Here is a 24,163-nt window from a genome sequence, read left to right on the forward strand (position 1 = left end):
TCAAAAACGGCGAACTCGTCGAACCCGGCACCGCCTCACCCGACCAGCAGGAGGCTGCCTGAAACAACCTCATCCACAGATCTTGACAATATCTCACCACTTGTACGTGATCGTCGGTGAATTCGGGACAGCGCAGCGGCGCACACAAGCCAAAGCCGCGCTCCAGGACGTCTGCAGTCAGGTGAACCGACGAATCACTCTGTGTGTCTGGCGCTCGGTCTCGTCTTGGGGACTACAGGCCGCTGACTACGGGCTCTGGGCGACGCAGCGGACCCTTGAGCAGAAACGTTGCACCTGGTTCCGGTCTTCGGTCGAGCCGACGCTATGCAGCTTCTACAGGCCCTGGGGGCAGAAAGAGTAGTGCCGGCTATCCCCGCTTGTGCGAGGAAGTCCACCCTTGGCGGACTTGTCACCGGCACCACCCAGTAGACACTAGGGGTCCGACAGTCGTCAAACATGCGAGCCGACGCGAGTCGCCCGCTGACACCATTTCCCTGCTCAACTCCCCCTTGTGCGTCGCGGGGAGGGAGGACGCCATACCTCGGAGGTATGGGCCGGGCGGCTCCGCTCCGTGATGCCGACGCCCCTTCCCCCTGGGCACGACGGAGCCCCGGCCAGTGCGCGACCGGGGCTCGTCGTGGGGTGTCAGGAGCCGAGTCCGCCCTCTACGGTCTCGAACGTGACGACGTTGCTCGGGCGGGCGACGGCCAGCTCGAACCGTCCCTCGCAGCGGGCTCGCAGTTCGTTGCGCTCGAACGACTCGCCGACGCTCTCCGACCACCGGATCTCGACGCCGCGGGTATCGGTGGCCAGCGCTTCGGCACCGTCGCCGAGCAGGACGCCGGCGCCGTCGTCGAGGGTCTGGCAGACCACGACCGGCACCGACCAGAGTCGGCGGGTCGCGGCGTCGATGGGTCGCACCGACAGGTCGAGGGTGCCGTCGCTGGTCCGGATGGTCTCGGCCAGCTCCCAGTCACCGGGGCTGACGAAGAACGCGGCGGGTGTGCCGCCTTCTGCTTCGAGCTTGGTGATCGCGGCGCGTGCGGTACGGACCCACGAGTCGGTGAGGCCGTCGTCCTCGACGAACATCTGAGCCTGCACGCCGGTGGTGTGGAAGAACCCGCGCAGGTTGGCGCCGACACCGGTGCCGTTGAGTACCTGGTCCTCCAGCGCCCGGCTCAGACCGTAGAGCAGTTCGGCGCTGACGAACATGCCCAGGCTCGGCAAGTCCTGAAGCATGTACTTGTCGATGCCGTCGGACAGGTGGGCCACGACCTTGAGCTCTGCCTCGACGCGGTCGATCTCGTACTCGGAGGTGGGCTTGACCGCACCGCGGGCAACCCGCGCGGCGTTGTTCTCACGCGAGGTCTGACGCAGGTAGGCGTACCGGCCGCCCTCGACGCCGATCAGCGGCAGCACATCGAGCATCGAGGACGCCACGCGTCCCTGCTCGACGGGTGTCTCCGAGAGCAGTTGCACCGATTCGAGGACCGAGCCGCTGGCGGCCAGGCTCTTGCCGTTGGCTGTCTTGGCCATCTTCACCGCGAGCTTGCGGCCAAGTCCGCCCTTGCCGTCGGGACGTGCCAGGCCGGTCGCGTAGCCCTGCTTGGCGCCGCCGGCGAACAGGCCGCGCACCACGTCGCCGTCTTCGTCGAGTTCGAAGTCGAAATCGTCGTCGGCCGGTCCCGAGGCGAACTCCGCGAGCGCCTTGGTCGTCTTGTCGTTGCGGGCGATGCGGTCGTTGATCGTGTCGAAGTCCTTGGCGAGCTTCTCGATCTCGGCGACCTCGGCAGCGGTGAAGTCGCGGGTGATCGAGCGGAGTTCCTTGAGGCGGGCGACGATCGCCGCGCGCTGTTCCTTGAGATTCATGGGTGTTCTCGTTTCTGTGAGAGTGCCGCGCATGCAACGGATTCCGCACATGCGGCGGCGCGATGATGGTGAATCGGTGCTGTCGGCTTCGCGGGGCGCTGCACCTGGCGAGCTACGCGGGGAGCGCTTCGACCCGTGAGGGTGGCTCCTGGCGGTCGCGGGATGCGGCCTGGCGGCGACTACGACACCGAGTGCGGAAACCGGGACCGGGAGGCTGGCGGCCCGAACGGGGCACCGTCGGGGCTCGCGGACCATCACACGCGGTCCCGGTTTCTGCGGTTGGTCTCCTAACCACGACTCCGAAGGAGAGTCCCCCTCAGTCTAGATCCTGCACCGCTGCAATCAATCTCAGCAGTGGAGCTTGCGTGTCGTCAGGTGACACCGACGCGGCCATGACGCCGTACCCGGCCGCGAGTGCCGAGATGAGTCGGATGATGCCCTCGTTGGTCTCGGTGTCCTCGGCGGCCGCCTCGTCGAGCACCAGGCCCATCGCGATGCTGTCGTGGTTCTGGCTGGCGAGTGCCATGCGTGCCGCACGCCCGACGTCGAGCGGACGGATCTCGTTGAGTTCGTGCTCGTCCTCACTCACAGCACATCGTCCTCCGGTGTCTCGCTCTTGAGCGCCGGTCGCCGGCCGATCACGCGGGTGATGGTGGTCGCCGCGCGTTTCCCGATGCTCGTGCGCGGCCGGAACCGACTCGCGCTCATCGTGCGGCCGTCGGCGCCGAGCAGATCGCCGATGTTCTCCCGCCACACGCGTCCGTCCTCGGACCAATGCTCGTCGGCGGTCCCGTTCCTGTTGTCGCTCATGACTTCTTCCTTCCTCGGTTGCGCGCACTGGTGGGCGACTTCTGGCGGCCGACGTACTCGGCCAGGCACGCCGCGCACGTCCAGCCGTGTACGTCGCCCTTGAACGCTCGGCACGGTCCCGAGCAGACCCGGCAGACGAACGGGGTCTCGGTGCGATACCTCGGATGGGTGGGTGGTGATGTCATGCGGCGTTGTCTCCCTTCTTCTTTCGCGGGTAGGTCTGGTTGACCCGGTGGCCCGCGATAATCCAGCCGCCCCACCGGTATGGAGGCTGGCCCGCGAACCACTCCTGGCAGGCCTCGATCGCGGTGCATAGCTGGCACAACGCGAATGCGGCGTCACCGCGATAGCGGCGGTCGTCGGGATCTTCGCCAACCGGTCCCGGCTCGAACAGCACCTCGGACCCGACACATGCCGGATCGGTCTTGAGGAACGGGTACGAACCTTCGAGGATCGCGGACACCAGGTCGACCAGGCCGCCGTCGAGCCGCGCTACGTGCCGGTTCACACCGCCTCCAGTGGCCCGTAGACTTCGACGCGCAGGGTTGCCTCGGCGTCGTCGGCGTAGACACGGAAGTGCCCGCGGTGCGGTGTGCCCGGGTCGCGCAGACGATCGCAGGTGTAGATCAGTCGCTCGCTCCGGTGCTCGATGATCGCTGGGAACACGTGATGGACGTGCACGCCGCCGTCGACGACCTCGCACGCCGCGACCGGCCGACCATCGCTGTAGTGGGTGAACTCGCGCGCCACGAGACGCAGCGTGCTCATGCGGTCGGCGAGCCAGTCGGTCTCGTCAGGCAAGGTGTCGCACACACCGTGTTCGCCGAGACGGTCGGCTACGTGCTCGTGGCAGTCGACGGCACAACGCGCCGCGTGGATCAGCATGTCGACGGTGATGTTCGGGGATCGGGTCACGGTCAGCTCTCCTGACAGGTGTAGTGGTGGCCGGCGGCGATGTCGTCGGCGAAGCTCATGGGGTGGTGGCAGATCGGGCACTCGGTGACCGGATCGCGCGGCGCGGAACCGTCGGAACTGGGCACCATAGATTCCGCATAGGTTCCATTGGTTCCCACACTCTGAGTGCTGGAATCTATGGAATCTATGGGGGAATCTATGGACCACAGCCACGACGCCCCTTTGCCGAATCCGACGCGCTCAGTGGTGATTCCCGAGCCCATTCCGAGTCCTCGCCTTCTTGACGGCGTTGTCACTCAGGCCGGCCGCGCGGGTGTGCTTGAGGACTTCGGCGGCGGGCGCCTTTCCTCCGACCTCGACGAGATACGAACGGATGATGGACGCGATGTCGTTGCCATCTTCCCGGCCGTCCTCCTCGGACCGGTCGGCGAGCAACGACCGCGCGTCGTGGTCACTCGATCCGGTCCACACGACGCGGGCGACACCGGACCCGTCGACCGACTCCAGCCGGTAAGTCAGCGCTCCAGGCATCGGCCCGAGGTTGGACTTCACACCCGCGAGGACACGGGTATCTGGGTCTTCGGGATCCGCAGCGACGAGCATGCCGGCACGTGCGGCGCCGACGATGCCGATCGATCCACCACCGCGATACATCGGATCGCCACCCTTCACCTTGTTCAGATGCCGCAGAACGAGCACGGTGCAGCCGGTCTGCTCGGCCATCGTCGACAACCTCGACATGACACGGCGGATGTCTTGATCGCGGTGTGAGTCGACCTTGCCCGGGAGGTAGGCCATCAGGACATCGACGACCAGGAGTCGGGCGCCGTGCTCGATGACCGCGGCGGTGAGTTCGTCGACGTCGGCGAGCGTCGGCGGCCGAAGGTAGCGGGTCCCGTCATCTTCGGTGCATGTGACACCCTCGACAGCGATCACTCGGGTGACGTCGGCGCCGGCCGCGTCGAGCCTTGGCCGCACGGTGTCAGCGAGGCCATCCTCGGCCGAGAGCAGGATCACCGCGCCGTCGTGCTCGCACGGTGTGCCGTCGGGCCAGGTGCGGCCGGTGGTGACGTGTGCGGCGAATGACAGTGCCAGGGTGGACTTTCCGAGACTCGGGTCGCCATCGAGGGTGACCAGCTTTCCCGCAGGGATGCGCCCGGGCCATAGCCAACTCACACGCTCTGGGGTGACGTCGGAGAGTCGGACAACCGAGAGGCTCATGCGACCACCCGCTTCGCCCACGGATTGGCCTCAAGCCACGCGATCCGTGAGGCCTCGGCGCGACCGAGGTCTCCCCAGGGCAGCGCCCCCGAGGTCTCGTGTGAAGCCTCGATCATGGCCGTCGCGTGGTTCTCCAGGTGTAGCGCCCACTGCTCCGCGGCGAAGTGGATCGCGCCGACACGACGTGGGTCTGATGGCGCCAGTGCGAGCCACTCGCAGGTTCCGATGATCGGCAAAGGGCCGCTCTTCAGTGCGCGCTCGATAACGGGCCATAGAGCTTCGTGTGTTGCCGCCCAGGATGTTTCGCGGGGCCCAGCTCCCGCCGTGATGACCTTCGGGGCTTCGGCCCGATTGGTCGGTGGTGTGGTCACAGTGTGTCCTTGTCTGCTGAGGTGATGGGGTGGGGTAACTGGCCGGACACCCGCCCCGAAGGGGGCGATGGCTGGGTCGGCGTCCGGCCAGTCGCATTACTCGCTCCCGAGTGCGTCGACCCGCTCAATCGCGGCGAGCAGTTCGGCCAGGATGTGACGCGCGTCCTCGGCGGACAGCGTTGCGAGATCGGCGTCGAGGTAGATGAACGGCCTGAGAACCGAGCCGTCGAGCGACACGTCGGCCATCGTCGAGATCTCGACCTTCCCGACCTTCGCCTCGGCAGTCACCAGTTCGCAGTACGTCTCGTCGTGGCGGTCGTCGGGCCGCACCCACGCGGTCCGCGAGACCGTGGTGAGCCTCGGGTCGACGGAGATCGCTTCGCACGCGAGTTGGAAGCTCTCTGAGTCGAGCATGTCCTCGGCGTGCCGCCGCAGCTCTGCCGGGTCATCGCCGCGACGCTCGGCAATCTCGAACAGCCGCCGGGCTTTCTCGGTCAGTCCGTCGGAGAAGTCGCGCCAGGTGCCGGTCATGCGTGCCACCCCATTTCAACGGCGAGCCACAGCGCGGCCAGCGGAGCGGGATACGCGAGGGCGAAGAGGGCGACGGCGCTCAACGTCAATCGGCAGTTACTCTGAGGGGACATCGGTAGTCCTTTCGTGGGTACTGGTGGTGCCCTCGACGGCGTTCTTGGCGGGATGCGTCGGGGGCTTTTTGCTGTCTCGCCGCAACTCGGCGCGTTCGCAGATCCGCGTGAATCGGCGCGTGCCAAGCTCGTCGGCGCCCAGGCCGGCGTCGGCGTGGGCGTTCAAATCGGCGTAACGGTCCGCGACCGCCTGGACGTGCCCGGCACCCTTCACCGCCGTAAGCGCGTCACGTATCTGTGCCACAACGAGATTCGCCGAGGAGTGCGCAAGATCGACCTCGGCCGGATCGGTGTCGAGCTTGTCCTCGAGCCAGTGCAGACGCTCCCTCAGATCGTCGACATTCAGGCCGTGGGCACGCGCGTCGTCATGCAGATCCCACGCCGAGGCGAGGAACTCATCGACCGGGATCATGCCGCGTCCGGCGTCAGTCCGAGTGCCGCCTTGAGTTCGGCAGTCGGCACGACATACCGAGATCCGACGCGGATCACGCGGAGCGGAAAGGTGCCATTGCGGGCGGCGATGTATGCCGTGCTCTTGCCGATGCCGAGTGCCTTAGCTGCGGTGGTGAGATCTGTCGAGACGCCGAGGGCGTCGATCTGTTCGGGTGTCATGGTGAACTCCTCGTCTGGTGGGTTTGACTGGTGTTCGTCAAATACTGGCTAGTTCGACTGAACACAGTCAGTTCTAGCATGGCGTCGGCTATCCGTCCAGAAGTGTGTAATCTGACGGCATGGCGTCATGGTCTCCTGAACTCACTGCTCGAATCGGTGCCACGGTTAAACGACTCCGCGGGAAGCGGTCAGCTCAATGGCTCGCGGATCGGACTGCGGATCTCGGGCATCCGATTCCGCGAACGACGATCTCCGAGACGGAGAACGGGAGGCGGGCAACAATCACGGTGCAGGAGGTCATGGTCTTGGCGGCGGCGCTTGAAGTGCCGCCAGTTGAGTTGCTGTTCCCCGATCTTCCTGATGGAGAAGTCGAGGCCTTGCCGGGCCGGGTAACTACCTCTTGGCAAGCGGTGCAATGGTTTTCGGGCGAATCTCAGGGCAAGGACTGTCTGGTACCGGGAACCAAGTCGGACCTCCTAAGGCGCTCCCGTGACTGGCAGGAAGCGCGTGAAGGTCTGGCGCGTGCGGAGTACGCGCTCAAGCACTCATCGGATGAGAATCGAGATGAGTATCGAGAGCTAGTCTCGCTCTGGCTTGAGAGGGTGGCGTTCTACGAGAGGATGTTCGAATCCGATGAGTAGGCAACGTCTCGCGCTCGGGACATACGGCGCGATCAAGCGCACCGAACTGGAAGACGGCCGATGGATGGCGCGTACTCGATATCGCGACTTCGACGGTGTCACAAGGCAAGTCAAGGCGCGGGGTGCAACGGGCGCTAAGGCCGAGGCCGCGCTCAAGGATGCGTTGAAAGACCGCCGATACAGCAGGGGAGATGCTGCGCTCTGCGCCGACAGCACCGTCGGTGAGCTGCTCGACAAGTGGATGCTCGACGAGGTCCGCAACGGCGTCGGCAAGGGTGGCCGGCCGCGGACCGAGAACACCATCGCCTACTACGAGCGCGCCGTCGAGAAGATCATCAAGCCGGGGCTGGGTCTGGTGACTTTGCGCGAGGCGACGACCCAGACGATCGACCGATTCCTACTCTCGATTCCATCGGTGTCGGCCAAGCGTGACGCCCGAGTCGTGCTGCGCCAGGCGTTCGCGCTCGCAGCCCGCTACGGCGACGACACACAGGTGCGGGTGAATCCGGTCATCAGTGCGCACGTCCCGCCGGCGTCCCGCTCGAAGCCGCGCAACCTTGAGGTCGACGACGTCCAGGAGTTGCGCCGCCGAATCCGCGAGTGGCAGGACGAGCAGCTCCGTGGTCCACGGCGCGCGCACGACCTCGTCGAGGTCATCGACGTGATGCTCGGTACCGGCGTGCGGATCGGGGAAGTGCTCGCGCTTCGCTGGCAGGACTGCACCGACCTCGACGCCGACCGGGTCGCGGTGACCATCGCGGGTACCGTCGTCACCGCCAAGGGGCACGGTTGCTGGCGCCAGGACCATCCCAAGACCGAGGCAGGTTGGCGCACGGTGATCCTGCCGAAGTTCGCTGTCGAGGCACTCAGGCGCCAGCGAGACCGCGGTATCCCGTCGGCCGAGGGCCTGATCTTCCCGACGCGGACCGGATCGGCCCGGTGGCCGTCCAACTTTCGCACCGCATGGCGCAAGGTCCGCGGCGACGACTACGCCTGGGTCAAGCCGCACACGTTCCGCAAGACGGTCGCCACGCTCGTCGAGCGGGAGCTCGGCATCGGCGCGGCATCGGTCCAGCTCGGCCACTCCGCGACGGCTGTCACCAAACGTCACTACGTCGTGCGTGCCGTCGACGCGCCAGACGCTCGCACCGCACTCGACAAGCTCGCCTGACCACGGCAAAGCGTGCCCAGCCGCCACCATTCCGTGCCCAAAGCGTGCCCAGTAAGCGAAAGAGCGGATTTCTCAGCATCGAGAAATCCGCTCTGACCTGGTAATCGTGGAGCCGCCCAGGGGAATCGAACCCCTGACCTATTCATTACGAGTGAATTGCTCTACCGACTGAGCTAGGGCGGCGCGCTACCCGAAAGCAGCGGTCACGAGTGTAGCGACTGTCCGGGGGCGAACAAAAATCGGTCCGGCGACCGGGCATCGACGCTTGGGTACCCCAAGCCTCGGGCCCAGTGGTCGCGCGGGTTCACCGACGACATCAAACGTCCTGATTCTGGGGGCTTTTCGCACCAAGATCGGCTCAACCAGCTCGAAATCGGGACGTTCGATGTCATTGCCAGCCCGGTCCACGCAGGTCGCCACGTCAGAAGGCGAGGGCGGGCGGTTAACCTTCGTCCATGGGGAGGCGCAGGGATAACGATGGGCTCATCGCGGCGATCGGCACGGTCGGGTGGTGGGTTTATCTGGTGGGCGCGATCGTGTCCTGCGGTGTGTGGCAGATCGGCGACGCCTTCAGTCCCGCCGTGACGGACTTCGGGCCCGCGATGTACACCTCGGACCCACAGACCCTCGATGAGGCGAATGCGATGTTCACGGACGCGAACGACGTGAACACGCTGCGTTTGGTTGCGGCCGTCGGGCTCGTCGCTGCGGTGGGTGCCGGGGTCGCGGCGATTCTGCGGCGCCGTTCGCTGCCGGCCGTCATGGCGCTGGCCGCACTTGTGGTGTCGTTCTTTCTCGTCGAGTTCGCTGCGAACGGCTTCGGTCAGGTCGACCTGCGGCCGCTCCTGGACTTCGTCGTCCTGTTCATCGCGGTGATCCTGCGCGAGATCACCTGGCGGCGGGCGACCGCCCCTGCCGTGGTGCCTCAGATCGGATAGGCCGCACGGTCATCCGCCGTCCAGCGCGGCGAGCAGCGCACGTCCCCGCGGCGACAACTCGTAGCCGACATCGAGGCTGTGCGTCAGCCCCAACTTCTTCAGCTTGCGGACATCGAGCTTGAAATCGGCTCTCTCCCTGCCCAATTCACCGGCCAACTCGGTCGAGACGACGGCGGGGCGTCGGGCGATGATGTCGAGCACCGCCCGCGTCCACGGGCCGTGAGATGACCGGGCGTCCAGACGATCGAGGCGCGTGCGCAGGTCGGCGATGTCATCCTCGGAGAGCGCATCGTCGGCGCGCAGGGCGACCCGCGGGTCGGGGCCGGCCCACCGCAGCCCGACACGGAAGATCGGGTCGTCGTTTCTGCGGAGCTTCGCCGACGCCGCTGCCGCCGTCGCAAACCCTGCCCGCTGGGCGTCGGACTCGGAGATGCTGTCGACCTCGTCGAGCGAGGTGATCTCGACGACGCCCGCGCCGGTGATGAAGGTCGAGCCCACCGCGACGCGCGGGGCAGTCCACCGGCGGAACGCGAGATCGACCGTCCCGGTGGCCACACCCTCGGCGATCGGCTTGGGAAGCAGCACAGATGTGAATCTACCGCCGGTCGGAGTCGATGACGACGCCGTTGGGCGGCGTAGGGTCGGGTCCATGACCGGATCCAGTGGAACCCCAGTCAGCGGCGCTCAGGCGACCGAAGCACTATCCGATCCGTGGCGGGTGATCAATGACAGTCTCCTCGCCACGTACCGGACCGGCGGAATGGTCACCGGCGGCGAGTTCGTCGCGAAGATCATCGACGCCGCCGAGGAGGCCGGGCATCACCCCGACATCGATCTACGGTACGGCTCGGTGCATCTCACGCTCACCACGCACAGCGCCCACCGGCTCACCGAAGCCGATGTGGCCCTTGCCAATCGGATCGCTCAGATCGCGCGCGAGATGGACCTCCAACCCGCCGACGCCCCGCCCGCCCGGTTCGAGTTGGCCATCGACGCGCTCGACATCGACGCCATCAGGCCCTTCTGGCAGGTGGTGCTGGGGTATGAGGAGAAGCCCGACGCCGCGCTGCACGATCTCGTCGACACCGACGGCATCCTGCCGTCGGTGTGGTTTCAGCAGATGGACGAACCGCGCCCGCAGCGCAGCCGCATGCACGTCGACCTGTGGGTCCCGCACGACGTCGTGCACGAGCGACTCCAGGCCGCGATCGGCGCCGGCGGTCAGTTGCTCACCGACGAGTACGCGCCGTCGTTCTGGGTCCTCGCCGACGCCGAGGGCAATGAGATCTGCCTGTGCACCTGGCAGGAGCGCGACTAGCTACGCGATTCCCTCGGCGCGCGCAGCCTGCGCCACCGCCGCGGACACGGCGGGTGCAACGCGGGAGTCCAGCGCGCTCGGCACGATCTTGTCGACGCCGAGATCGTCGGCGACGACCGACAGAATCGCTTCTGCGGCAGCAAGTTTCATGCGCTCGGTGATGCGCTTGGCGCCGGCGTCCAGCGCTCCGGCGAACACGCCGGGGAAGGCGAGCACGTTGTTGATCTGATTCGGGAAGTCCGACCTGCCGGTCGCGACCACCGACGCATACTTCGCGGCGATCTCCGGTGCGATCTCCGGGTCCGGGTTGGACAGCGCGAAGATGATGGGGTCGGCGGCCATGGACGCGATGAGGTCCTCGGCGATCTTGCCCGCGGACACCCCGAGGAAGACGTCGGCGCCGGCGAGTGCGTCGGCGGCCGTCCCCGACAGGGCGCGCGGGTTGGTGAACTCGGCAAGCTCCTGCTTGATCTCGTTGAGGTCGTCGCGGTGGAAGCTGACGATGCCCTTCGAGTCCAGCACGACGATGTCCTCGACACCGGCGGCGTGCAGGATCTTCGCGCAGGCGACACCGGCGGCGCCGGCACCGGAGATCACGACGCGCAGCTTGGTCAGGTCACGCTCGAGGACCTTCGTCGCACCACGCAGCGCGGCGAGGACGACGATGGCGGTGCCGTGCTGATCGTCGTGCATGACGGGGCAGTCGAGCGCTTCGATGACGCGCTGCTCGATCTCGAAGCATCGGGGTGCGGAGATGTCCTCGAGGTTGACCGCGCCGAAGCTCGGGCGCAGGCGGATCAGGGTCTCGACGATCTCGTCGGGATCGGTCGTGTCCAGCACGATCGGGATCGAGTTGAGGCCGGCGAAGGAACGGAACAGTGCCGACTTGCCCTCCATGACCGGCAGCGATGCACGCGGGCCGATGTCGCCGAGGCCCAACACGGCGGTGCCGTCGGAGACGACGGCGACGAGCCGATCGGTCCAGGTGTACTTGTTGACCAGCTCGGTCTCCCGGTCGATCGCGCGGGACACCTGCGCCACACCGGGGGTGTACGCGATCGACAGGTCGCGCTGGGTGTCGATCGGTGAGCGCAGCTCCACCGACAGCTTGCCTCCGACATGGGCGAGGAAGATCTCGTCGTCGGTGATCGGGAGATCGGCGATGGTGGGCTGATCGATGTGGCTGTCGGCCGAATTCTTGCCTTCCGTGCTCGTCACGGTGTCTCCTCCTGCGCTGTCAGCTCGCTGAGCTGGTGACTTCGACGCCGCGCCGGAAGGCGAGTGACGCCGGGCACGGAACCCGACAAGTGTCCCACCGGCCACTCTCGGCGAGCAAGGAGGGTGGCCAAGCGCCGCGAGGCTGCCCTAAGATACAACTTGTGTCTATGTTGAATGCATCCGCCGGGTCGGCGGCCGAGCGCGTGTATGACGAGGTCAAGGAGCTGATCCTGACCAACCGCATCGTCGGCGGCGAACTCATCAGCGAGGGTGAGGTCGCCTCGCGCTGCGCCGTGAGCCGCACCCCTGTTCGCGAGGCCTTCCTCCGCCTCGAGACCGAGGGGTGGATGCGTCTGTATCCCAAGCGTGGTGCGCTGATCGTCCCGATCTCCGATCGGGAGGTGGGTGACGTCGTCGAGGCCCGGATTCTGTTGGAAGGGCACGCCGTCGACGTCATCGCCGCCGACGACAACCGCGTTCGACGACTCGCGGCGCAACTGCGCGAGAATCTCGCGACCCATCAGGACACCGATCTCGACGACGTCGACGCCTTCTCCCGCCACGATGCGCAGTTTCACCAGCTGATCGCCGCCGCGGGTGGCAACGATCTGCTCGCGGGGTTCTATGTGAGCCTCGGCGAGCGGCATCGTCGGATGACGATCGCGAGCGTGCATCGCGACGCCGCCGTGGCGTCGCGCATCCTGGCCGATCACGCCGATCTCCTCGACGCCATCGAGCGGGGCGACGCCGATCGGTTCCGGGTGGCGCTCGCGCGCCACCTCGCCGCGGTCCACGACCTGCAGCCCCCGGATCACCTCTCACCACGGAACGGAGAACCGCGATGAACCGCACCGCAACGACCACCGCGCAGGCCTCCGAGTCCCACCCCGCACACGGCAGACGGCTGGCCACGACGGCGTGGGCGCCGGTGTCGCTGGCGATGTTCGCCGCGGCCTGGGGCGGCAACGAGTTCACCCCGCTGCTGGTCATGTACCGGGAGCAGGGGGGACTCTCGGCCGTGGCGGTCGACAGTCTGCTGTTCACCTACGTCGTCGGCATCGTGCCCGCCCTGATCATCGGCGGTCCGCTGTCGGATCGCTTCGGCCGCCGTCCGCTGATGCTGCCCGCCCCGATCTTCGCCGCGCTCGGCTCGTTGCTGCTCGCACTGGGCCCCGATTCACTGGGCATGCTCTCGGCCGGCCGCATCCTGTCCGGCGTCGCACTCGGCCTGTCCATGGCCGTCGGCGGCAGCTGGGTCGCCGAACTCAGCACCCGCGCCGGATCGTCGGGTGCCGCCGGCGCCAAACGCGCCGCGATGAGCCTGACCGCCGGTTTCGGCATCGGCGCCGGACTCGCCGGCGTCCTCGCGCAGTGGGGGCCGTGGCCCGAGGTGCTGCCGTATGCGGTGAACATCGCTCTCTCGGTGATCGCGCTCGGCTTTCTGCTGCGGACGCCGGAGACGCGACTGCGGCCGGTCGATCCCAAGCCGCTGCTGGCCGACCTCAAGATCCCCGGCATCTTTCAACGCCGCTTCCTCTTCGTCGTGCTGCCCATCGCGCCCTGGGTCTTCGGTGCCTGCGCCTCGGCTTACGCGGTGATCCCGGCCCTGATGTCCGCGCGGACCTCCGGCGCACCGATCGCCTTCGCCGGGCTCTGCTGCGTCATCGGGCTGGCCGCGGGCTTCACCATCCAGTCCGTCGGCCGTCGCATCGACGACCCGCGCAGCGTTCGCGGACCGGTCGTCGCGCTGGTGCTGCTGGCCATCGGCATGGCGCTGTCGGTGGCGTCGGCGATGACCCTGACGATCTGGATGGCACTGCTGGCCGCCGCGGTCCTCGGCTGCGGCTACGGCATGGCGATGATCGCCGGGCTACTGGAGGTCCAGCGGATGGCCCATCCAGATAACCTCGCCGGCCTCACCGCAGTCTTCTACAGCGCCACCTACCTCGGCTTCGCCGTGCCCGCGGTCCTGGCCTGGACCTCGGAGACGTGGCGGTCGGTCACCTACCCGATGATGTTCGGCTTCGGCGTCGTCGCAGCGCTGGTGTGCCTCGTCGTGGTGCTGATCGCTCATCACACCGATCCGGCCTACAAGGACGGCGAGCGCCCGACGCTGGTCGACTGAGGCCCGCGTCGTACCGGGTAACCTGCTTGCGAGGCGGTTCATGGGAGAACGCGGGAGGTAGGCGCCGATGATGCTGGGCGCGTGGGTCACCATCGTGACCGCGGTGTTCCTGGTGGTCCCCGGCGCACTCGTCGGCCGACGCCTCGCGTTGCCGTGGCCGGTCGCCATCGCCGCGGGGCCTCCCCTCACCTTCGTGATCGTGGGCCTGTTCACGGTGCTTTACGGCGCAATCGGGTTCGAGTGGAACCTCATCACCGCGCTGCTCGCGCTCATCATCACGCTGCTGCTCGCCTGGGTGATCGCCGTCGGACTCCGCACGGGTGTGGGTCGACGATGGTTGCCCGCGTCGCCAGGCGTCGTCGAGGATGCCGTCGTCGACGATGCTGTTGTCGACGATGTGCCCGACGGTGCCGAGAATGGCGATCCTGCCGTGGACGCCCCGCTGGGGCGCACCGGGGTGATCGGGGCGGCGATTGGTCTCGCGGTGGGCGCGGTGATCATCGCGGTGACCTGCATCCGTCCGATCGCCACGACCGCGTTCGCAGGGCTCGACAACATCCCGCAGATCTGGGATTCGTTGTGGCACGCCAGTTCGCTGCGCTGGATTCACGAGACCGGCGTCGGGTCGTCGTTGCGCATGGGCGAGCTGATGAATTACGACACCGCCGGGTTCAACTACTACCCGAACACCTGGCATGCACTGGGGGCGTTGCTGTTCCCCGTCACCGGTGCCAATCCGGTGGAGCTGTACAACACGTATTCGCCCGCGGTGCTCGCGATCACGGTGCCGTTCGGCGTGGCCTCGTTGGCGTATTGGTTCGCGCGGCACCGTCTCGCACCCGATCACGCCGCGCTGATCGCCGGCGTCTCCGGTGCGGTCGCGGCGCTGTTCCCGTCGCTGCCGTATGTAGAGATCGAGCTGACCTCCGTGCCCAATGCCGTGGGTGTCTCGATGGCGCCGATCGCGGCGGTGCTGACGATCAGTGCGGTCACCGACCGTCGCCGGGTGATACCGGCCGGCCTCGCGATCGCCGGCGTGACGTCGACGCATCCGTCGGGTCTGGTTCTCATCGCGGTCATCGTCGGGCTGTGGTGGGTGCTGGAGGGTCTGTGGCATCCGGCGTATGGGCGGCTGCGCGATCTGCTGTCGCCGCTGGTGACCGGCGCCATCGCGCTGATCCTGATAGGGCCGGTCATCTACGGCACCGTGAAGATCGCCGACAACAACGAGCTCAGCGGCTTCGATTTCCGCGACGAGACGGCAACGGTCCTCGAGGCACTCAAGCAGGGTGCGCTGAACGGCACCGTCCCGCTGGACCGCAGCTATCCCGTGTGGTGGTTGGTGATCCTTTCGTTCCTCGGCCTGCTGGTGATGGTGTGGATGCGGTGCTGGGCGGGAATCGCGACGTGGCTCGTGATGATCCTGGTGACCGCGAATTCGGTGGTGGAGTTGAGTCCGCTGTCGCGGGCGCTCGGCGCACTGGGTGGCTACTTCTACAACTCCGGACACCGGCTGACCTTCGTCACGGCGATGTTCTCGGCGGCCGCTGCCAGCCTGGCGCTGGGGTTCGCGGCGTTGTGGGCGGGTCGTGTGGTGGCGCGTCGGTTCTCATCGGAACCCACAGTCGGACCCACAGCTGACCCCGTGACGGGGTCCACGCACATTCAGCCCCGGGCGTTGCGCTGGGCGATCCCCGCGGCATTCGCGGTGGTGCTGCTGCTGATCGGCGCCGGTGCGGTGGTGCGGTACCCGACCAACGCGCAGATCGCGGCCAAGCAGCGTGACGGCAGGTTGGTGGGGCCCGACGACCTCGCCGCCTATCACTGGCTCGCCGAGCAGCCCGACGCCCACGACGCGCTGATCCTCAATAATCTGGATCAGGGGACCGGCTGGCTGTATCCGGTCACCGGACTGACACCGATGTTCCCCTTCTACCGGGCCAACGACTTCTCCCAGCGCCAACGCGACCTCTTCTGGGGAGTGGCGGAGATCGGATCGTCGGAGAAGATCGATCAGATCGTGCGGGATATGAACGGGCACTACGTGATCGACAGCCCGCCGAGCTACTGGGCGTTCCAGCGCGGCGCCCCCGATGCGGCCCGTGGACATCAGGGTGACCCGTTCCTGTACCTGCGACAGCACGGTGCACCGGGCCTCACCCCGGTGTTCACACAGGGGAACGTGACGGTCTATCGGGTGGACGACGCCGTGCTCGCGCGCTGACGCCGCGGCTGCCCCGCCCGTCCCGTGGCCTGCTCAGGCGTCCGGATATCCGTTCGGGTTTCCCGACTGCCACCGCCAGGTGTCGGCGCACATGTCGTCGATCGTCTTGTCCGCCGACCAGCCCAGTTCGGTGTTGGCCAACGTCGGATCGGCATACGACGCCGCGATGTCCCCGGCTCGACGCGGTGCGATCTCGAAGGGGATCTCCCGGCCACTCGCTCGCTCGAAGGCCCGGATCACCTCGAGCACCGAAACCCCCTGCCCGGTACCGAGGTTCCAGGTCGACATGGGTGCATCGGAGGTGCTGATGCGGTCGAGTGCCGCGACATGTCCGGCGGCGAGATCGGTGACGTGGATGTAATCGCGGACGCCGGTGCCGTCGGGCGTGTCATAGTCGTCGCCGAAGACCGACAGCTTGTCCCGACGCCCCACCGCGACCTGCGCGACGAACGGCATCAGGTTATTGGGGATGCCGCTCGGGTCCTCGCCGATCCGACCCGACGGATGCGCGCCGACCGGATTGAAGTAGCGCAGCGCGGCGATCCGCCACCGGTCGTCGGCGGCGGCGACGTCGCGCAGCACCTGCTCGATCATGACCTTCGTCCAGCCGTACGGGTTGGTGGCGGAGGTCGGCAGGTCCTCGGTCATCGGCAGGGTCGGCTCGGCGCCGTACACCGTCGCCGACGACGAGAAGACCAGCGTGAAGGCGCCGTGGCGCGCCATCGCGCGCAGCAGGGAGAACGTGCTGTCGAGATTGTTCTGGTAGTAATCGAGCGGCTTCGCGACGGACTCACCGACGGCCTTGTAACCGGCGAAGTGGATGACGGCGTCGATCTGTTCGTGAGCGAAGAAGTGCTCCGTCTTGTCGACGTCGGTCAGGTCGAACGCGTGCACCGGGATCGACCGATCGGTGAGCGCCTCCAGACGGCCGATCACCGTCGGCTTGGCATTGCTGAAATCGTCGACGACGATCACGTCGTGGCCGGCCTCCACGAGGCTGATCACCGTATGTGAGCCGATGTAGCCGGCTCCGCCACTCACCAGTACACGCATGGACCCAAGCCTAGGCACCGCGCCTGCGAGGTGCCCGCGCGGTCCCTGTGAGGCCGGTGACATGCGGCTTCGTCGTCGACCTGTCGTGAAGCACTGCGCGTTGATACGGTTCGGGGCGGATACGGCTGACGACGATAAGGGGTTTCGAAGCGATGACCACGCGTTCCGATGTCGAGTTCACCTCCGGCGGTGTCACGTGTCGTGCCTGGTTGTATCTCCCCGACGGTGCGTCGTCGACGCCGCCGATCATCGTGATGGCCCACGGCCTCGGCGCCATCCGGCAGATGCGGCTCGACGCCTTCGCCGATCGATTCTCCGACGCCGGATACGCCTGCCTCGTCTTCGACTACCGCTACTTCGGTGACAGCGATGGCGAGCCGCGCGGGTTGCTGTCCATCCGCCGTCAGCTCGAGGACTGGGCCGCCGCCATCGCCTACGCGCGCTCGCTGGCGCAGGTCGACGGGAGCCGCGTCGTGCTGTGGGGGACGTCGTTCTCCGGTGGTCACGTGATAATCGCCGGGCAGCGTGACGGGCGGGTGGCCGCGGTGATCGCGCAATGCCCGTTCACCAGCGGCGTGGCGTCGACGCTGGCGATGGAACCCATCGTCGCCGCGAAGGTCACGGTGCGCGGTGTCGCCGATCTGCTCGCCCGGCTACGACGACGGGACCCGGTCCGCGTCGAGTTGGCCGGTGACCCCGGTTCGACGGCACTGATGACCGCACCCGACGTGGTGCCCGGATACCTGGCGTTGGTGCCCGAAGGCCAGCCGTTCACCAACGCCGTCGCCGCGCGAATCGGGCTCGCCATCCCGCTGCACTCGCCGGCACGTGCGTTGAGGTCGCTCTCCGTTCCGACACTGGTGTGTGTCTGTGATCGCGATTCGGTGGCCCCACCCGGGCCGACTATCCGTGCGGCACAAGGTAATCCGCATGTCACGCTCAAGCACTACGACGAGGGTCACTTCGACATCTACCTCGGGGACGCCTTCGAGGAGGTCGTCGCCGATCAGGTCGACTTCCTCGATCAGGTTGTGCCGCTGACGGAGTGAGGGCGGTGAGGCTGGTGAGGACTGCGAGGCCGGTGAGGGCGGCGAGGTTGGCCGTCAGCCGGTGACGCGCTCGCTGACCGCGTACTTCTGCTCCACGGTATCCTTGCCCGGCTGCCACCAGTCGGTGTTGTCGCGGTACCAGTCGATGGTGGCGGCAAGACCGGAACGGAAGTCCAGATAGGTTGGCTGCCAACCCAACTCCTCACGCAGCCGCGTCGAGTCGATGGCGTAGCGCCGGTCATGTCCGGGACGATCGGTGACGAAGTCGAAGGCATCGGAGGGTTGCCCGAGCAGTTCCAGGATGGTTTCGACGACGGTCCGGTTGTTGACCTCGCCGTCGGCGCCGATCAGGTAGGTCTCGCCGATCCGGCCCTTGTCGATGATCGTCCACACGGCGTCGTTGTGATCGTCGACGTGAATCCAGTCGCGCACGTTGAGGCCGTCGCCGTACAGCTTGGGGCGTACGCCGGAGAGGACGTTGGTGATCTGCCGTGGGATGAACTTCTCGACGTGCTGGTGCGGGCCGTAGTTGTTCGAGCAGTTCGAGAGCGTCGCGTTCACGCCGAAGGACCGGACCCATGCGCGTACCAGCAGGTCGCTGCCGGCCTTGGTGGAGCTGTAGGGGCTCGACGGGTTGTATGGGGTGGATTCGGTGAAGCGAGCCGGGTCGTCGAGTTCGAGATCGCCGTACACCTCGTCGGTGGAGATGTGGTGATAGCGCACATCGTGGCGTCGAACGGCCTCCAACAGCGTGAACGTGCCCACGAGATTTGTCTGCACGAAGGGGGACGGATCGGTGAGCGAGTTGTCGTTGTGGGACTCGGCGGCGAAATGCACCACCAGGTCCGACATCCCGACCAGATCATCGACGAGCCCGGCGTCGGCGATGTCGCCGGTGACGAGTTCGATGCGGTCGGCGACGGAATCCAGGCTGGCCGGGTTCGCGGCGTAGGTCATTTTGTCGAGCACCGTGATCTGCGCGTCGGGCCGTCGGGCAAGGGTCCGCAGCACGAAATTCGCACCGATGAAACCGGCACCGCCGGTGACGAGAATACGCATCGTGAGTCCCCTTTATCCGTCTTCCCGGGCAACCCTACCGGCCCCGCGACGACCTGGTCTGGTCGCGACGACGTGATGTGCGGCCTATTCTGCTGCCATGCGCGGAATCATTCTGGCCGGGGGGACCGGGTCGCGGTTGCATCCGATCACGCAGGGCGTGAGCAAGCAGCTGGTGCCGGTGTACGACAAGCCGATGATCTATTACCCGTTGTCGACGTTGATGTTGGCGGGGATTCAGGACATCTTGATCATCACGACGCCGCAGGACAGTGCGGCGTTCCAGGGGCTGTTGGGCAACGGTGAGCAGTTCGGGATCAATCTGTCGTATGTGACGCAGCAGAGTCCGGATGGTCTGGCGCAGGCATTCATCCTGGGTGCTGATCACATCGGTGATGATTCGGTGGCGCTGGTGCTGGGTGACAACATCTTCTACGGGCCGGGGTTGGGGTCGCAGTTGCATGGGTTCGGGGAGGTCGACGGTGGTGCGATCTTTGCGTACTGGGTGGCCAATCCGACGGCGTATGGCGTGGTGGAGTTCGACGATGCGGGGGTGGCGATCTCGTTGGAGGAGAAGCCCGCGGTGCCGAAGTCGAATTTCGCGGTGCCGGGGTTGTATTTCTATGACAACGATGTGGTGGAGATCGCGAAGGGTCTCACGCCGAGTGCGCGTGGCGAGTATGAGATCACCGATGTCAACGATCATTATCTGCAGCGGGGGAAGTTGCAGGTGAAGGTGTTGCCGCGGGGGACGGCGTGGTTGGATACGGGCACGTTTGATTCGTTGTTGGATGCGGGGAATTTCGTGCGGACGGTGGAGCAGCGTCAGGGTTTGAAAATTGCTGTGCCGGAGGAGATTGCGTGGCGTCGCGGGTTCATCGGTGATGATGAACTCGCGGCTCGTGCGGAGAAGCTGCGTAAGTCCGGATACGGTGATTATCTCCTCGAACTCCTCGCCCGTGGAAAGGGTTTCTGATGCAGGTTCGCCCGTTGTCCGTCGACGGCGCGTGGGAGATCACCCCTGTCCTGCACGGGGATTCGCGCGGATTGTTCACCGAAGCCTTCAAGGCGGACGTTCTCGCCGAGGTGATCGGCCACCGGTTCGATCTCGCCCAGGTGAACCTCTCGGTATCTGCGGCCGGTGTCCTGCGCGGCATCCACTTCGCGGATGTGCCTCCGGGACAGGCGAAGTACGTGACCTGCCCCACTGGTGCGGTGCTCGACGTCATCGTCGACATCCGGGTCGGATCACCGACCTTCGGCACCTACGACACGGTCCTGCTCGACGACACCGACCGCCGCGCGGTCTATCTGTCCGAGGGGCTCGGCCACGCGTTCTGTGCGCTCGAGGACGGGTCGACGGTGACCTACCTCTGCTCGACCGGCTACAACCCGTCCGCCGAACACGGCATCCATCCGCTCGACGAGGAAGTCGGCATCCAATGGCCGACGACGGCCCGCGACGGCTCGCCGCTCACCTTTGAACTGTCCGCCAAGGACACCGCGGCTCCCACGCTGGCCGAGGCCAAGGAATCGGGGCTGCTCCCCGACTACGGTGAGGTGGGAGCGTACCTGAGGTCCCTCGCCGAGTAGGCGATCGCCTCAGGGGGCGGGCGGAGTGCGATTCTCCAGGTCGGCATTCTGCAGCGCGATGGCACGGGCGAGGCGCGCGTACTTCACCTCGAGATCCCGGAACCGGAGATACGTCGACACCGTCGTGAACGCGAAGGCGATCACGAGTAGGAACAACACCAGGTCCAGCCCGCGCTGGATACCGAGCTTGTTGGCGACCCAGGTGACGTCGTCCTGTCGGAGCATGGCGTAGATGCCGAACACCACGAACGCCACGAACAACAACTTCACGCCGGCCGACGCCCGCGCCGTCCCGCGGCTGACGATGAAGAACCCGACCAGCCCGAGGATCACCACGATCGCGAGGATCTGAAACCAGATCATGTATCGCTCACTTCCTCATCCGCGTGTGGAACAGACCGTCGGCGACGATGTTGACCCCGTTGATCAACGACTGTCCCTTGGCCCGCGAGTACTCGGTGTACAGAATGGTCACCGGCTGCTCGGCGACACGCCATCCGTGGTGATCGATCAACGCCACGAACTCCGACGCGTGGCTCATCCCCGCCATCAGCAGATCGAGGTCGTCGGCGACCTTCCGATTGAACGCGCGCAACCCGTTGTGGGCATCGGTCAGGCCCAGGCGTCGCGTGCGCGGACTGAGGAACACGATGGTGCGCAACGCCATTCGACGGACCAGGGGCACTGACTCGCTGCGTCCCTCGGCGAACCGGGTGCCGACGATGATGTCCACCGGCTCGGTCCGCAGCCGCGAAATCATCACCGACACATCCTCGACGCGATGCTGGCCGTCGGCGTCGAAGGTCACGAAGTAGGCGGCGCCGGGTTGGCGTCGCGCATACTCGACGCCGGTCTGGATCGCCGCACCCTGACCGAGATTCACCGGGTGCCGCACCAACCGCACCCCGGGCGCGTCGCGGCGCGCGTCGCCGATCTGCTCGGCCGATCCATCGGAACTGCCGTCATCGACGCACACGATGTTGGGGAAGGTCTGCGCCGCGGCCACCACGACGTCGCGGATCACCGACGCCTCGTTGTACACGGGTATCACCAGCCACACATCGCTGTTCGACGACGCGGCGTCGTCGGGACGGGGACGGTCGGCCATGCCGGTAACCCTAGCGGCCGGACGCGAGCCGGTGCGCGAGGCCACCGGCGTGATCCCATTAGGGTGGACCCGTGCGGATCGATGTGATGATGCCCTTCTACGGCGATGTCGCGCAGTTCCAGCAGGCCGTCCGCAGCGTTCTGGGGCAGAGTCATGGCGAGTTACGGCTCGTCGTCGTCGATGATTGTTATCCCGATCCGACGCCGCGTGAGTGGCTCACGGACCTCGACGATCCGCGCGTCACCTACCTGCGCAACGAGGCGAACCTCGGGGTCAACGGCAATTTCCGACGCTGCGTCGACCTCGTCGAGGCGGAGCATTTCGTCGTCATGGGCTGCGACGACATCATGCACCCCGATTATCTGTCCACCGTCGCAGAACGTGCCGCAGCGCATCCGGAGGCATCGGTGATCCAGCCCGGCGTCGAGGTCATCGACGATGCCGGTGCCGTGATCACCCCGCTCGGCGACCGGATCAAGGCGCGGCTCGCGCCCGGGCACGCCACCGTCCTGTCCGGGGAGGCGATGGCCACGAGCCTCTATCACGGCAACTGGACGTACTTCCCGTCGCTGCTGTGGCGCACCGAGCCGGTGCGGCGCGTCGGGTTCCGGCCCGGACTCGAGGTGGTGCTCGATCTGGCGTTGCTCGTCGATCTCGCCGCCGACGGTGGCTCGCTGGTCTATGACCCGGCCGTCGTGTTCTCGTATCGGCGGCATGCGGCGTCGGTGAGCTCGGTCCGCGCCACCGACGGCCGACGGTTCGACGAGGAGTCCGAGTTCTTCGCCGGCGAAGCCCGCCGCTGCACCGAGCGTGGCTGGCCACGTGCCGCCCGCGCCGCGAGCTGGCATCTCACCTCACGCTTGCACTGTGCTCAGGCGCGCGCGGGTGCGATACTCGCCCGCCTCATCCCCCACAGATGAACCGCGACGCCGACGACGGGCCCCGCGATCAGGGCTACTGACACGCGTGCGGTGAGTTCGAGCGGCAGCATCAGCACGATGATCGAGACGGCCGTCGCCACCCACCATCCGGCGGCGTAGAAACGATGCCGGCCGACGGCGATGGCGGCGGCGCCGGTGATCGTCAGGACGGCCAGCGTCGTCGCCCCCACGGTCAGCGCCGCGACCGTCACGCCCGCGAGGCGGAAGTCGCCGCCGAAGACGGTGGTCAGCAGCCACGGCCCGACGGTCCACGCGAGTACCGCGCCGAGACCGCCGATGAGCACCACGACGAGGACCGGCGCCGCCAGCGCCGCGAACAACCGGTGCCGGGCGTCGACGAAGCGGGTGATGAGGAAGCCCTGAAAGCTGTTCAGCGGCACCAGAAGCGGAGCCCTGGTCAGGGTCACCGCGAGGACCACCGCACCCAGCACGCCGGCGTCGTCGTCGGCGTGGCCGGTCAGGTTGATGAGCACCGGAAAACCCATCACCAGGACGGCGGCCGCGGCGGCGGCGGCCATCGCGGTGAGAGTGTTGGTGGTCAATGTGCGGGTGTCGACATCGCCGGGCAATCCGATGATCCGCCGGGCCGTCGACGACGACGCGAGGATCACCATCCACGAGACCGACCCGATCACCGTGATGATCAGAAACGCGGTCAGCCCCCATCCGGCCGCGACGGCGACAACGGCGCCGACCAGACGGATCAGGGCATCGCAGCACAGCAGGACGGCGAACACCGTCCAGGAACCCAGTCCGGACAGCGCGCCCGAAAGATGCGCGTACACAGCGAAACTCGCGACCCCGACGGCCAACAGGGCAACCGACAGCATGGCCTGATCGGTGAAGATCCGGCCCGCCCAGAGGGGTGAACTGAGTGCCACGAGTAGGGCGATCCCGATGCCGATGAGGACGTTCACGGGCAGGGGTCGGCTGGCGGTGGCGTGGCTGTAGTCGTCGCCGATGTCCTCGGTCGGGTTGCCGGCGAGGTCATTGCGCGTGTCGGTCCGCGCGCGGATGGCGCGCGCGGTCTCCTGGAGTTGGCCGTTCTGGGTTCCGGTCACCATGCCGTACGACGCCCAGAACACCGCGAACACGCCGTACCCGGCCGCGCCGAGATGTCGTGCGGCGAGCAGCAAGACGAGATATCCCGACGCCGCGGCGACGACGGTCGCGATGGCGACCCGTCCGATCGCCGCGCCGGTGGAGGTGATTGAGGTGGAGTCCCGGTCGGTGGAGTCCCGGTCGGTGGAATCGTGCTCGGCGGAATCCGGGTCGGGGATCATCGA

At 66.8% G+C, this 24,163-nt stretch carries 29 protein-coding genes and 1 tRNA gene; 11 read left to right on the top strand and 19 right to left on the bottom strand.

Going from position 1 to position 24,163, the window contains the following annotated elements:
• Positions 1-645: 645 nt before the first annotated feature.
• From ACZ4TW_RS15575 to ACZ4TW_RS15625, 11 genes are all read right to left on the bottom strand, one after another.
• The gene (locus ACZ4TW_RS15575; protein ID WP_465543980.1) at positions 646-1,869 is read right to left on the bottom strand and encodes a phage major capsid protein; all 1,224 of its coding nucleotides are present in this window, start codon (positions 1,867-1,869) and stop codon (positions 646-648) included.
• A 316-nt stretch (positions 1,870-2,185) separates the two neighbouring features.
• Positions 2,186-2,458, bottom strand: a complete 273-nt coding sequence (locus tag ACZ4TW_RS15580) for a hypothetical protein (protein ID WP_465543982.1) — start codon at positions 2,456-2,458, stop codon at positions 2,186-2,188.
• Entirely contained in the window at positions 2,455-2,679 is a 225-nt protein-coding gene (locus tag ACZ4TW_RS15585; protein WP_465543984.1) for a hypothetical protein, read from the bottom strand. Before ACZ4TW_RS15585 ends, ACZ4TW_RS15580 begins: the two co-directional genes overlap by 4 nt.
• A 181-nt stretch (positions 2,680-2,860) precedes the next feature.
• On the bottom strand, positions 2,861-3,187 hold the full coding sequence (locus ACZ4TW_RS15590) for a hypothetical protein (RefSeq protein ID WP_465543986.1): 327 nt from the start codon (positions 3,185-3,187) through the stop codon (positions 2,861-2,863).
• Positions 3,184-3,594 carry a hypothetical protein gene (locus ACZ4TW_RS15595; RefSeq protein ID WP_465543988.1) on the bottom strand — a complete coding sequence of 137 codons (411 nt, stop codon included), beginning with the start codon at positions 3,592-3,594 and terminating at the stop codon, positions 3,184-3,186. Before ACZ4TW_RS15595 ends, ACZ4TW_RS15590 begins: the two co-directional genes overlap by 4 nt.
• 2 nt (positions 3,595-3,596) lie before the next feature.
• Positions 3,597-3,722: a hypothetical protein gene (locus ACZ4TW_RS15600; RefSeq protein ID WP_465543990.1), complete on the bottom strand. Its 126-nt coding sequence runs from the start codon at positions 3,720-3,722 to the stop codon at positions 3,597-3,599.
• 112 nt (positions 3,723-3,834) lie between these two features.
• Positions 3,835-4,815 carry an AAA family ATPase gene (locus tag ACZ4TW_RS15605; protein WP_465543992.1) on the bottom strand — a complete coding sequence of 327 codons (981 nt, stop codon included), beginning with the start codon at positions 4,813-4,815 and terminating at the stop codon, positions 3,835-3,837.
• Entirely contained in the window at positions 4,812-5,186 is a 375-nt protein-coding gene (locus tag ACZ4TW_RS15610) for a DUF2742 domain-containing protein (protein ID WP_465543994.1), read from the bottom strand. Before ACZ4TW_RS15610 ends, ACZ4TW_RS15605 begins: the two co-directional genes overlap by 4 nt.
• A 96-nt stretch (positions 5,187-5,282) precedes the next feature.
• Complete coding sequence (locus tag ACZ4TW_RS15615) at positions 5,283-5,717, bottom strand: hypothetical protein (protein WP_465543996.1); 435 nt, start codon at positions 5,715-5,717, stop codon at positions 5,283-5,285.
• Between the two features lie 96 nt (positions 5,718-5,813).
• A complete protein-coding gene (locus ACZ4TW_RS15620; protein WP_465543998.1) occupies positions 5,814-6,242 on the bottom strand; it encodes a hypothetical protein in 429 nt (142 codons plus the stop codon).
• On the bottom strand, positions 6,239-6,442 hold the full coding sequence (locus tag ACZ4TW_RS15625) for a DNA-binding protein (RefSeq protein ID WP_465544000.1): 204 nt from the start codon (positions 6,440-6,442) through the stop codon (positions 6,239-6,241). The genes ACZ4TW_RS15620 and ACZ4TW_RS15625 overlap by 4 nt, the downstream gene beginning before the upstream one ends.
• Positions 6,443-6,729: 287 nt before the next feature.
• Here ACZ4TW_RS15625 and ACZ4TW_RS15630 point away from each other — a divergent pair, with 287 nt between their 5' ends.
• Positions 6,730-7,083 (top strand): hypothetical protein, encoded by a 354-nt coding sequence (locus tag ACZ4TW_RS15630; RefSeq protein ID WP_465544002.1) that lies wholly within the window; start codon positions 6,730-6,732, stop codon positions 7,081-7,083.
• Positions 7,076-8,254 (top strand): tyrosine-type recombinase/integrase, encoded by a 1,179-nt coding sequence (locus ACZ4TW_RS15635; protein WP_465544004.1) that lies wholly within the window; start codon positions 7,076-7,078, stop codon positions 8,252-8,254. The genes ACZ4TW_RS15630 and ACZ4TW_RS15635 overlap by 8 nt, the downstream gene beginning before the upstream one ends.
• A gap of 107 nt (positions 8,255-8,361) precedes the next feature.
• Here the strand turns inward: ACZ4TW_RS15635 and ACZ4TW_RS15640 are convergent.
• Positions 8,362-8,437, bottom strand: a tRNA-Thr gene (locus ACZ4TW_RS15640).
• A gap of 341 nt (positions 8,438-8,778) precedes the next feature.
• Here ACZ4TW_RS15640 and ACZ4TW_RS15645 point away from each other — a divergent pair.
• Positions 8,779-9,192, top strand: coding sequence for a hypothetical protein (locus tag ACZ4TW_RS15645; protein ID WP_465544005.1), 414 nt, complete (start codon positions 8,779-8,781; stop codon positions 9,190-9,192).
• A 9-nt stretch (positions 9,193-9,201) separates the two neighbouring features.
• Here ACZ4TW_RS15645 and ACZ4TW_RS15650 read toward each other — a convergent pair whose 3' ends face one another.
• Entirely contained in the window at positions 9,202-9,777 is a 576-nt protein-coding gene (locus tag ACZ4TW_RS15650; RefSeq protein ID WP_465544007.1) for an ASCH domain-containing protein, read from the bottom strand.
• 64 nt (positions 9,778-9,841) lie between these two features.
• On the opposite strand from ACZ4TW_RS15650, the gene ACZ4TW_RS15655 reads away from it, so the two are divergent.
• Complete coding sequence (locus ACZ4TW_RS15655; RefSeq protein ID WP_465544009.1) at positions 9,842-10,510, top strand: VOC family protein; 669 nt, start codon at positions 9,842-9,844, stop codon at positions 10,508-10,510.
• Here the strand turns inward: ACZ4TW_RS15655 and ACZ4TW_RS15660 are convergent, their stop codons facing one another.
• Positions 10,511-11,689 carry an NAD(P)-dependent malic enzyme gene (locus ACZ4TW_RS15660; protein WP_465544222.1) on the bottom strand — a complete coding sequence of 393 codons (1,179 nt, stop codon included), beginning with the start codon at positions 11,687-11,689 and terminating at the stop codon, positions 10,511-10,513.
• Between the two features lie 206 nt (positions 11,690-11,895).
• On the opposite strand from ACZ4TW_RS15660, the gene ACZ4TW_RS15665 reads away from it, so the two are divergent.
• The 3 genes from ACZ4TW_RS15665 to ACZ4TW_RS15675 all read left to right on the top strand — a co-directional run bounded on the left by ACZ4TW_RS15665 (position 11,896) and on the right by ACZ4TW_RS15675 (position 16,077).
• The gene (locus ACZ4TW_RS15665) at positions 11,896-12,573 is read left to right on the top strand and encodes a GntR family transcriptional regulator (protein ID WP_465544011.1); all 678 of its coding nucleotides are present in this window, start codon (positions 11,896-11,898) and stop codon (positions 12,571-12,573) included.
• On the top strand, positions 12,570-13,853 hold the full coding sequence (locus ACZ4TW_RS15670; protein WP_465544013.1) for an MFS transporter: 1,284 nt from the start codon (positions 12,570-12,572) through the stop codon (positions 13,851-13,853). The genes ACZ4TW_RS15665 and ACZ4TW_RS15670 overlap by 4 nt, the downstream gene beginning before the upstream one ends.
• 67 nt (positions 13,854-13,920) lie before the next feature.
• Positions 13,921-16,077: a DUF6541 family protein gene (locus ACZ4TW_RS15675; RefSeq protein ID WP_465544015.1), complete on the top strand. Its 2,157-nt coding sequence runs from the start codon at positions 13,921-13,923 to the stop codon at positions 16,075-16,077.
• 33 nt (positions 16,078-16,110) lie between these two features.
• Here ACZ4TW_RS15675 and galE read toward each other — a convergent pair whose 3' ends face one another.
• A complete protein-coding gene (gene galE / locus ACZ4TW_RS15680; RefSeq protein ID WP_465544017.1) occupies positions 16,111-17,130 on the bottom strand; it encodes a UDP-glucose 4-epimerase GalE in 1,020 nt (339 codons plus the stop codon).
• Between the two features lie 152 nt (positions 17,131-17,282).
• On the opposite strand from galE, the gene ACZ4TW_RS15685 reads away from it, so the two are divergent.
• Positions 17,283-18,179, top strand: coding sequence for an alpha/beta hydrolase (locus ACZ4TW_RS15685; RefSeq protein WP_465544019.1), 897 nt, complete (start codon positions 17,283-17,285; stop codon positions 18,177-18,179).
• 54 nt (positions 18,180-18,233) lie between these two features.
• Here the strand turns inward: ACZ4TW_RS15685 and rfbB are convergent, their stop codons facing one another.
• Positions 18,234-19,238, bottom strand: coding sequence for a dTDP-glucose 4,6-dehydratase (gene rfbB, locus ACZ4TW_RS15690; protein WP_465544021.1), 1,005 nt, complete (start codon positions 19,236-19,238; stop codon positions 18,234-18,236).
• A 97-nt stretch (positions 19,239-19,335) separates the two neighbouring features.
• Here rfbB and rfbA point away from each other — a divergent pair, with 97 nt between their 5' ends.
• Together rfbA and ACZ4TW_RS15700 are read left to right on the top strand one after the other, a co-directional pair.
• Entirely contained in the window at positions 19,336-20,211 is an 876-nt protein-coding gene (gene rfbA / locus ACZ4TW_RS15695) for a glucose-1-phosphate thymidylyltransferase RfbA (protein ID WP_465544023.1), read from the top strand.
• Entirely contained in the window at positions 20,211-20,828 is a 618-nt protein-coding gene (locus ACZ4TW_RS15700) for a dTDP-4-dehydrorhamnose 3,5-epimerase family protein (protein ID WP_465544025.1), read from the top strand. The genes rfbA and ACZ4TW_RS15700 overlap by 1 nt, the downstream gene beginning before the upstream one ends.
• Before the next feature lie 9 nt (positions 20,829-20,837).
• On the opposite strand, the gene ACZ4TW_RS15705 is transcribed toward ACZ4TW_RS15700, so the two are convergent.
• On the bottom strand, positions 20,838-21,191 hold the full coding sequence (locus tag ACZ4TW_RS15705) for a DUF2304 family protein (protein ID WP_465544027.1): 354 nt from the start codon (positions 21,189-21,191) through the stop codon (positions 20,838-20,840).
• Between the two features lie 7 nt (positions 21,192-21,198).
• Entirely contained in the window at positions 21,199-21,936 is a 738-nt protein-coding gene (locus tag ACZ4TW_RS15710; protein ID WP_465544029.1) for a glycosyltransferase family 2 protein, read from the bottom strand.
• 71 nt (positions 21,937-22,007) lie between these two features.
• Here ACZ4TW_RS15710 and ACZ4TW_RS15715 point away from each other — a divergent pair, with 71 nt between their 5' ends.
• On the top strand, positions 22,008-22,856 hold the full coding sequence (locus tag ACZ4TW_RS15715; RefSeq protein ID WP_465544031.1) for a glycosyltransferase family 2 protein: 849 nt from the start codon (positions 22,008-22,010) through the stop codon (positions 22,854-22,856).
• On the opposite strand, the gene ACZ4TW_RS15720 is transcribed toward ACZ4TW_RS15715, so the two are convergent.
• The gene (locus tag ACZ4TW_RS15720; RefSeq protein ID WP_465544033.1) at positions 22,808-24,160 is read right to left on the bottom strand and encodes a lipopolysaccharide biosynthesis protein; all 1,353 of its coding nucleotides are present in this window, start codon (positions 24,158-24,160) and stop codon (positions 22,808-22,810) included. The two genes, ACZ4TW_RS15715 and ACZ4TW_RS15720, sit on opposite strands and share 49 nt — an antisense overlap.
• Between the last annotated feature and the right edge of the window lie 3 nt (positions 24,161-24,163).

The sequence above is a fragment of the Agromyces sp. NPDC029043 genome (assembly GCF_055564615.1).

Excerpts from the sequence above, each read along its gene's own strand:
- ACZ4TW_RS15675 (WP_465544015.1), top strand. The coding sequence starts at position 13,921 with ATGATGCTGGGCGCGTGGGTCACCATCGTGACCGCGGTGTTCCTGGTG.
- ACZ4TW_RS15720 (WP_465544033.1), bottom strand. The coding sequence starts at position 24,160 with ATGATCCCCGACCCGGATTCCGCCGAGCACGATTCCACCGACCGGGAC.
- galE (WP_465544017.1), bottom strand. The coding sequence starts at position 17,130 with ATGCGTGTACTGGTGAGTGGCGGAGCCGGCTACATCGGCTCACATACG.
- ACZ4TW_RS15620 (WP_465543998.1), bottom strand. The coding sequence starts at position 6,242 with ATGATCCCGGTCGATGAGTTCCTCGCCTCGGCGTGGGATCTGCATGAC.
- ACZ4TW_RS15705 (WP_465544027.1), bottom strand. The coding sequence starts at position 21,191 with ATGATCTGGTTTCAGATCCTCGCGATCGTGGTGATCCTCGGGCTGGTC.
- ACZ4TW_RS15615 (WP_465543996.1), bottom strand. The coding sequence starts at position 5,717 with ATGACCGGCACCTGGCGCGACTTCTCCGACGGACTGACCGAGAAAGCC.
- ACZ4TW_RS15700 (WP_465544025.1), top strand. The coding sequence starts at position 20,211 with ATGCAGGTTCGCCCGTTGTCCGTCGACGGCGCGTGGGAGATCACCCCT.
- ACZ4TW_RS15600 (WP_465543990.1), bottom strand. The coding sequence starts at position 3,722 with ATGGTGCCCAGTTCCGACGGTTCCGCGCCGCGCGATCCGGTCACCGAG.
- ACZ4TW_RS15605 (WP_465543992.1), bottom strand. The coding sequence starts at position 4,815 with ATGAGCCTCTCGGTTGTCCGACTCTCCGACGTCACCCCAGAGCGTGTG.
- ACZ4TW_RS15685 (WP_465544019.1), top strand. The coding sequence starts at position 17,283 with ATGACCACGCGTTCCGATGTCGAGTTCACCTCCGGCGGTGTCACGTGT.
- rfbA (WP_465544023.1), top strand. The coding sequence starts at position 19,336 with ATGCGCGGAATCATTCTGGCCGGGGGGACCGGGTCGCGGTTGCATCCG.
- ACZ4TW_RS15655 (WP_465544009.1), top strand. The coding sequence starts at position 9,842 with ATGACCGGATCCAGTGGAACCCCAGTCAGCGGCGCTCAGGCGACCGAA.
- ACZ4TW_RS15710 (WP_465544029.1), bottom strand. The coding sequence starts at position 21,936 with ATGGCCGACCGTCCCCGTCCCGACGACGCCGCGTCGTCGAACAGCGAT.
- rfbB (WP_465544021.1), bottom strand. The coding sequence starts at position 19,238 with ATGCGTATTCTCGTCACCGGCGGTGCCGGTTTCATCGGTGCGAATTTC.
- ACZ4TW_RS15625 (WP_465544000.1), bottom strand. The coding sequence starts at position 6,442 with ATGACACCCGAACAGATCGACGCCCTCGGCGTCTCGACAGATCTCACC.
- ACZ4TW_RS15665 (WP_465544011.1), top strand. The coding sequence starts at position 11,896 with ATGTTGAATGCATCCGCCGGGTCGGCGGCCGAGCGCGTGTATGACGAG.
- ACZ4TW_RS15585 (WP_465543984.1), bottom strand. The coding sequence starts at position 2,679 with ATGAGCGACAACAGGAACGGGACCGCCGACGAGCATTGGTCCGAGGAC.
- ACZ4TW_RS15670 (WP_465544013.1), top strand. The coding sequence starts at position 12,570 with ATGAACCGCACCGCAACGACCACCGCGCAGGCCTCCGAGTCCCACCCC.
- ACZ4TW_RS15635 (WP_465544004.1), top strand. The coding sequence starts at position 7,076 with ATGAGTAGGCAACGTCTCGCGCTCGGGACATACGGCGCGATCAAGCGC.
- ACZ4TW_RS15575 (WP_465543980.1), bottom strand. The coding sequence starts at position 1,869 with ATGAATCTCAAGGAACAGCGCGCGGCGATCGTCGCCCGCCTCAAGGAA.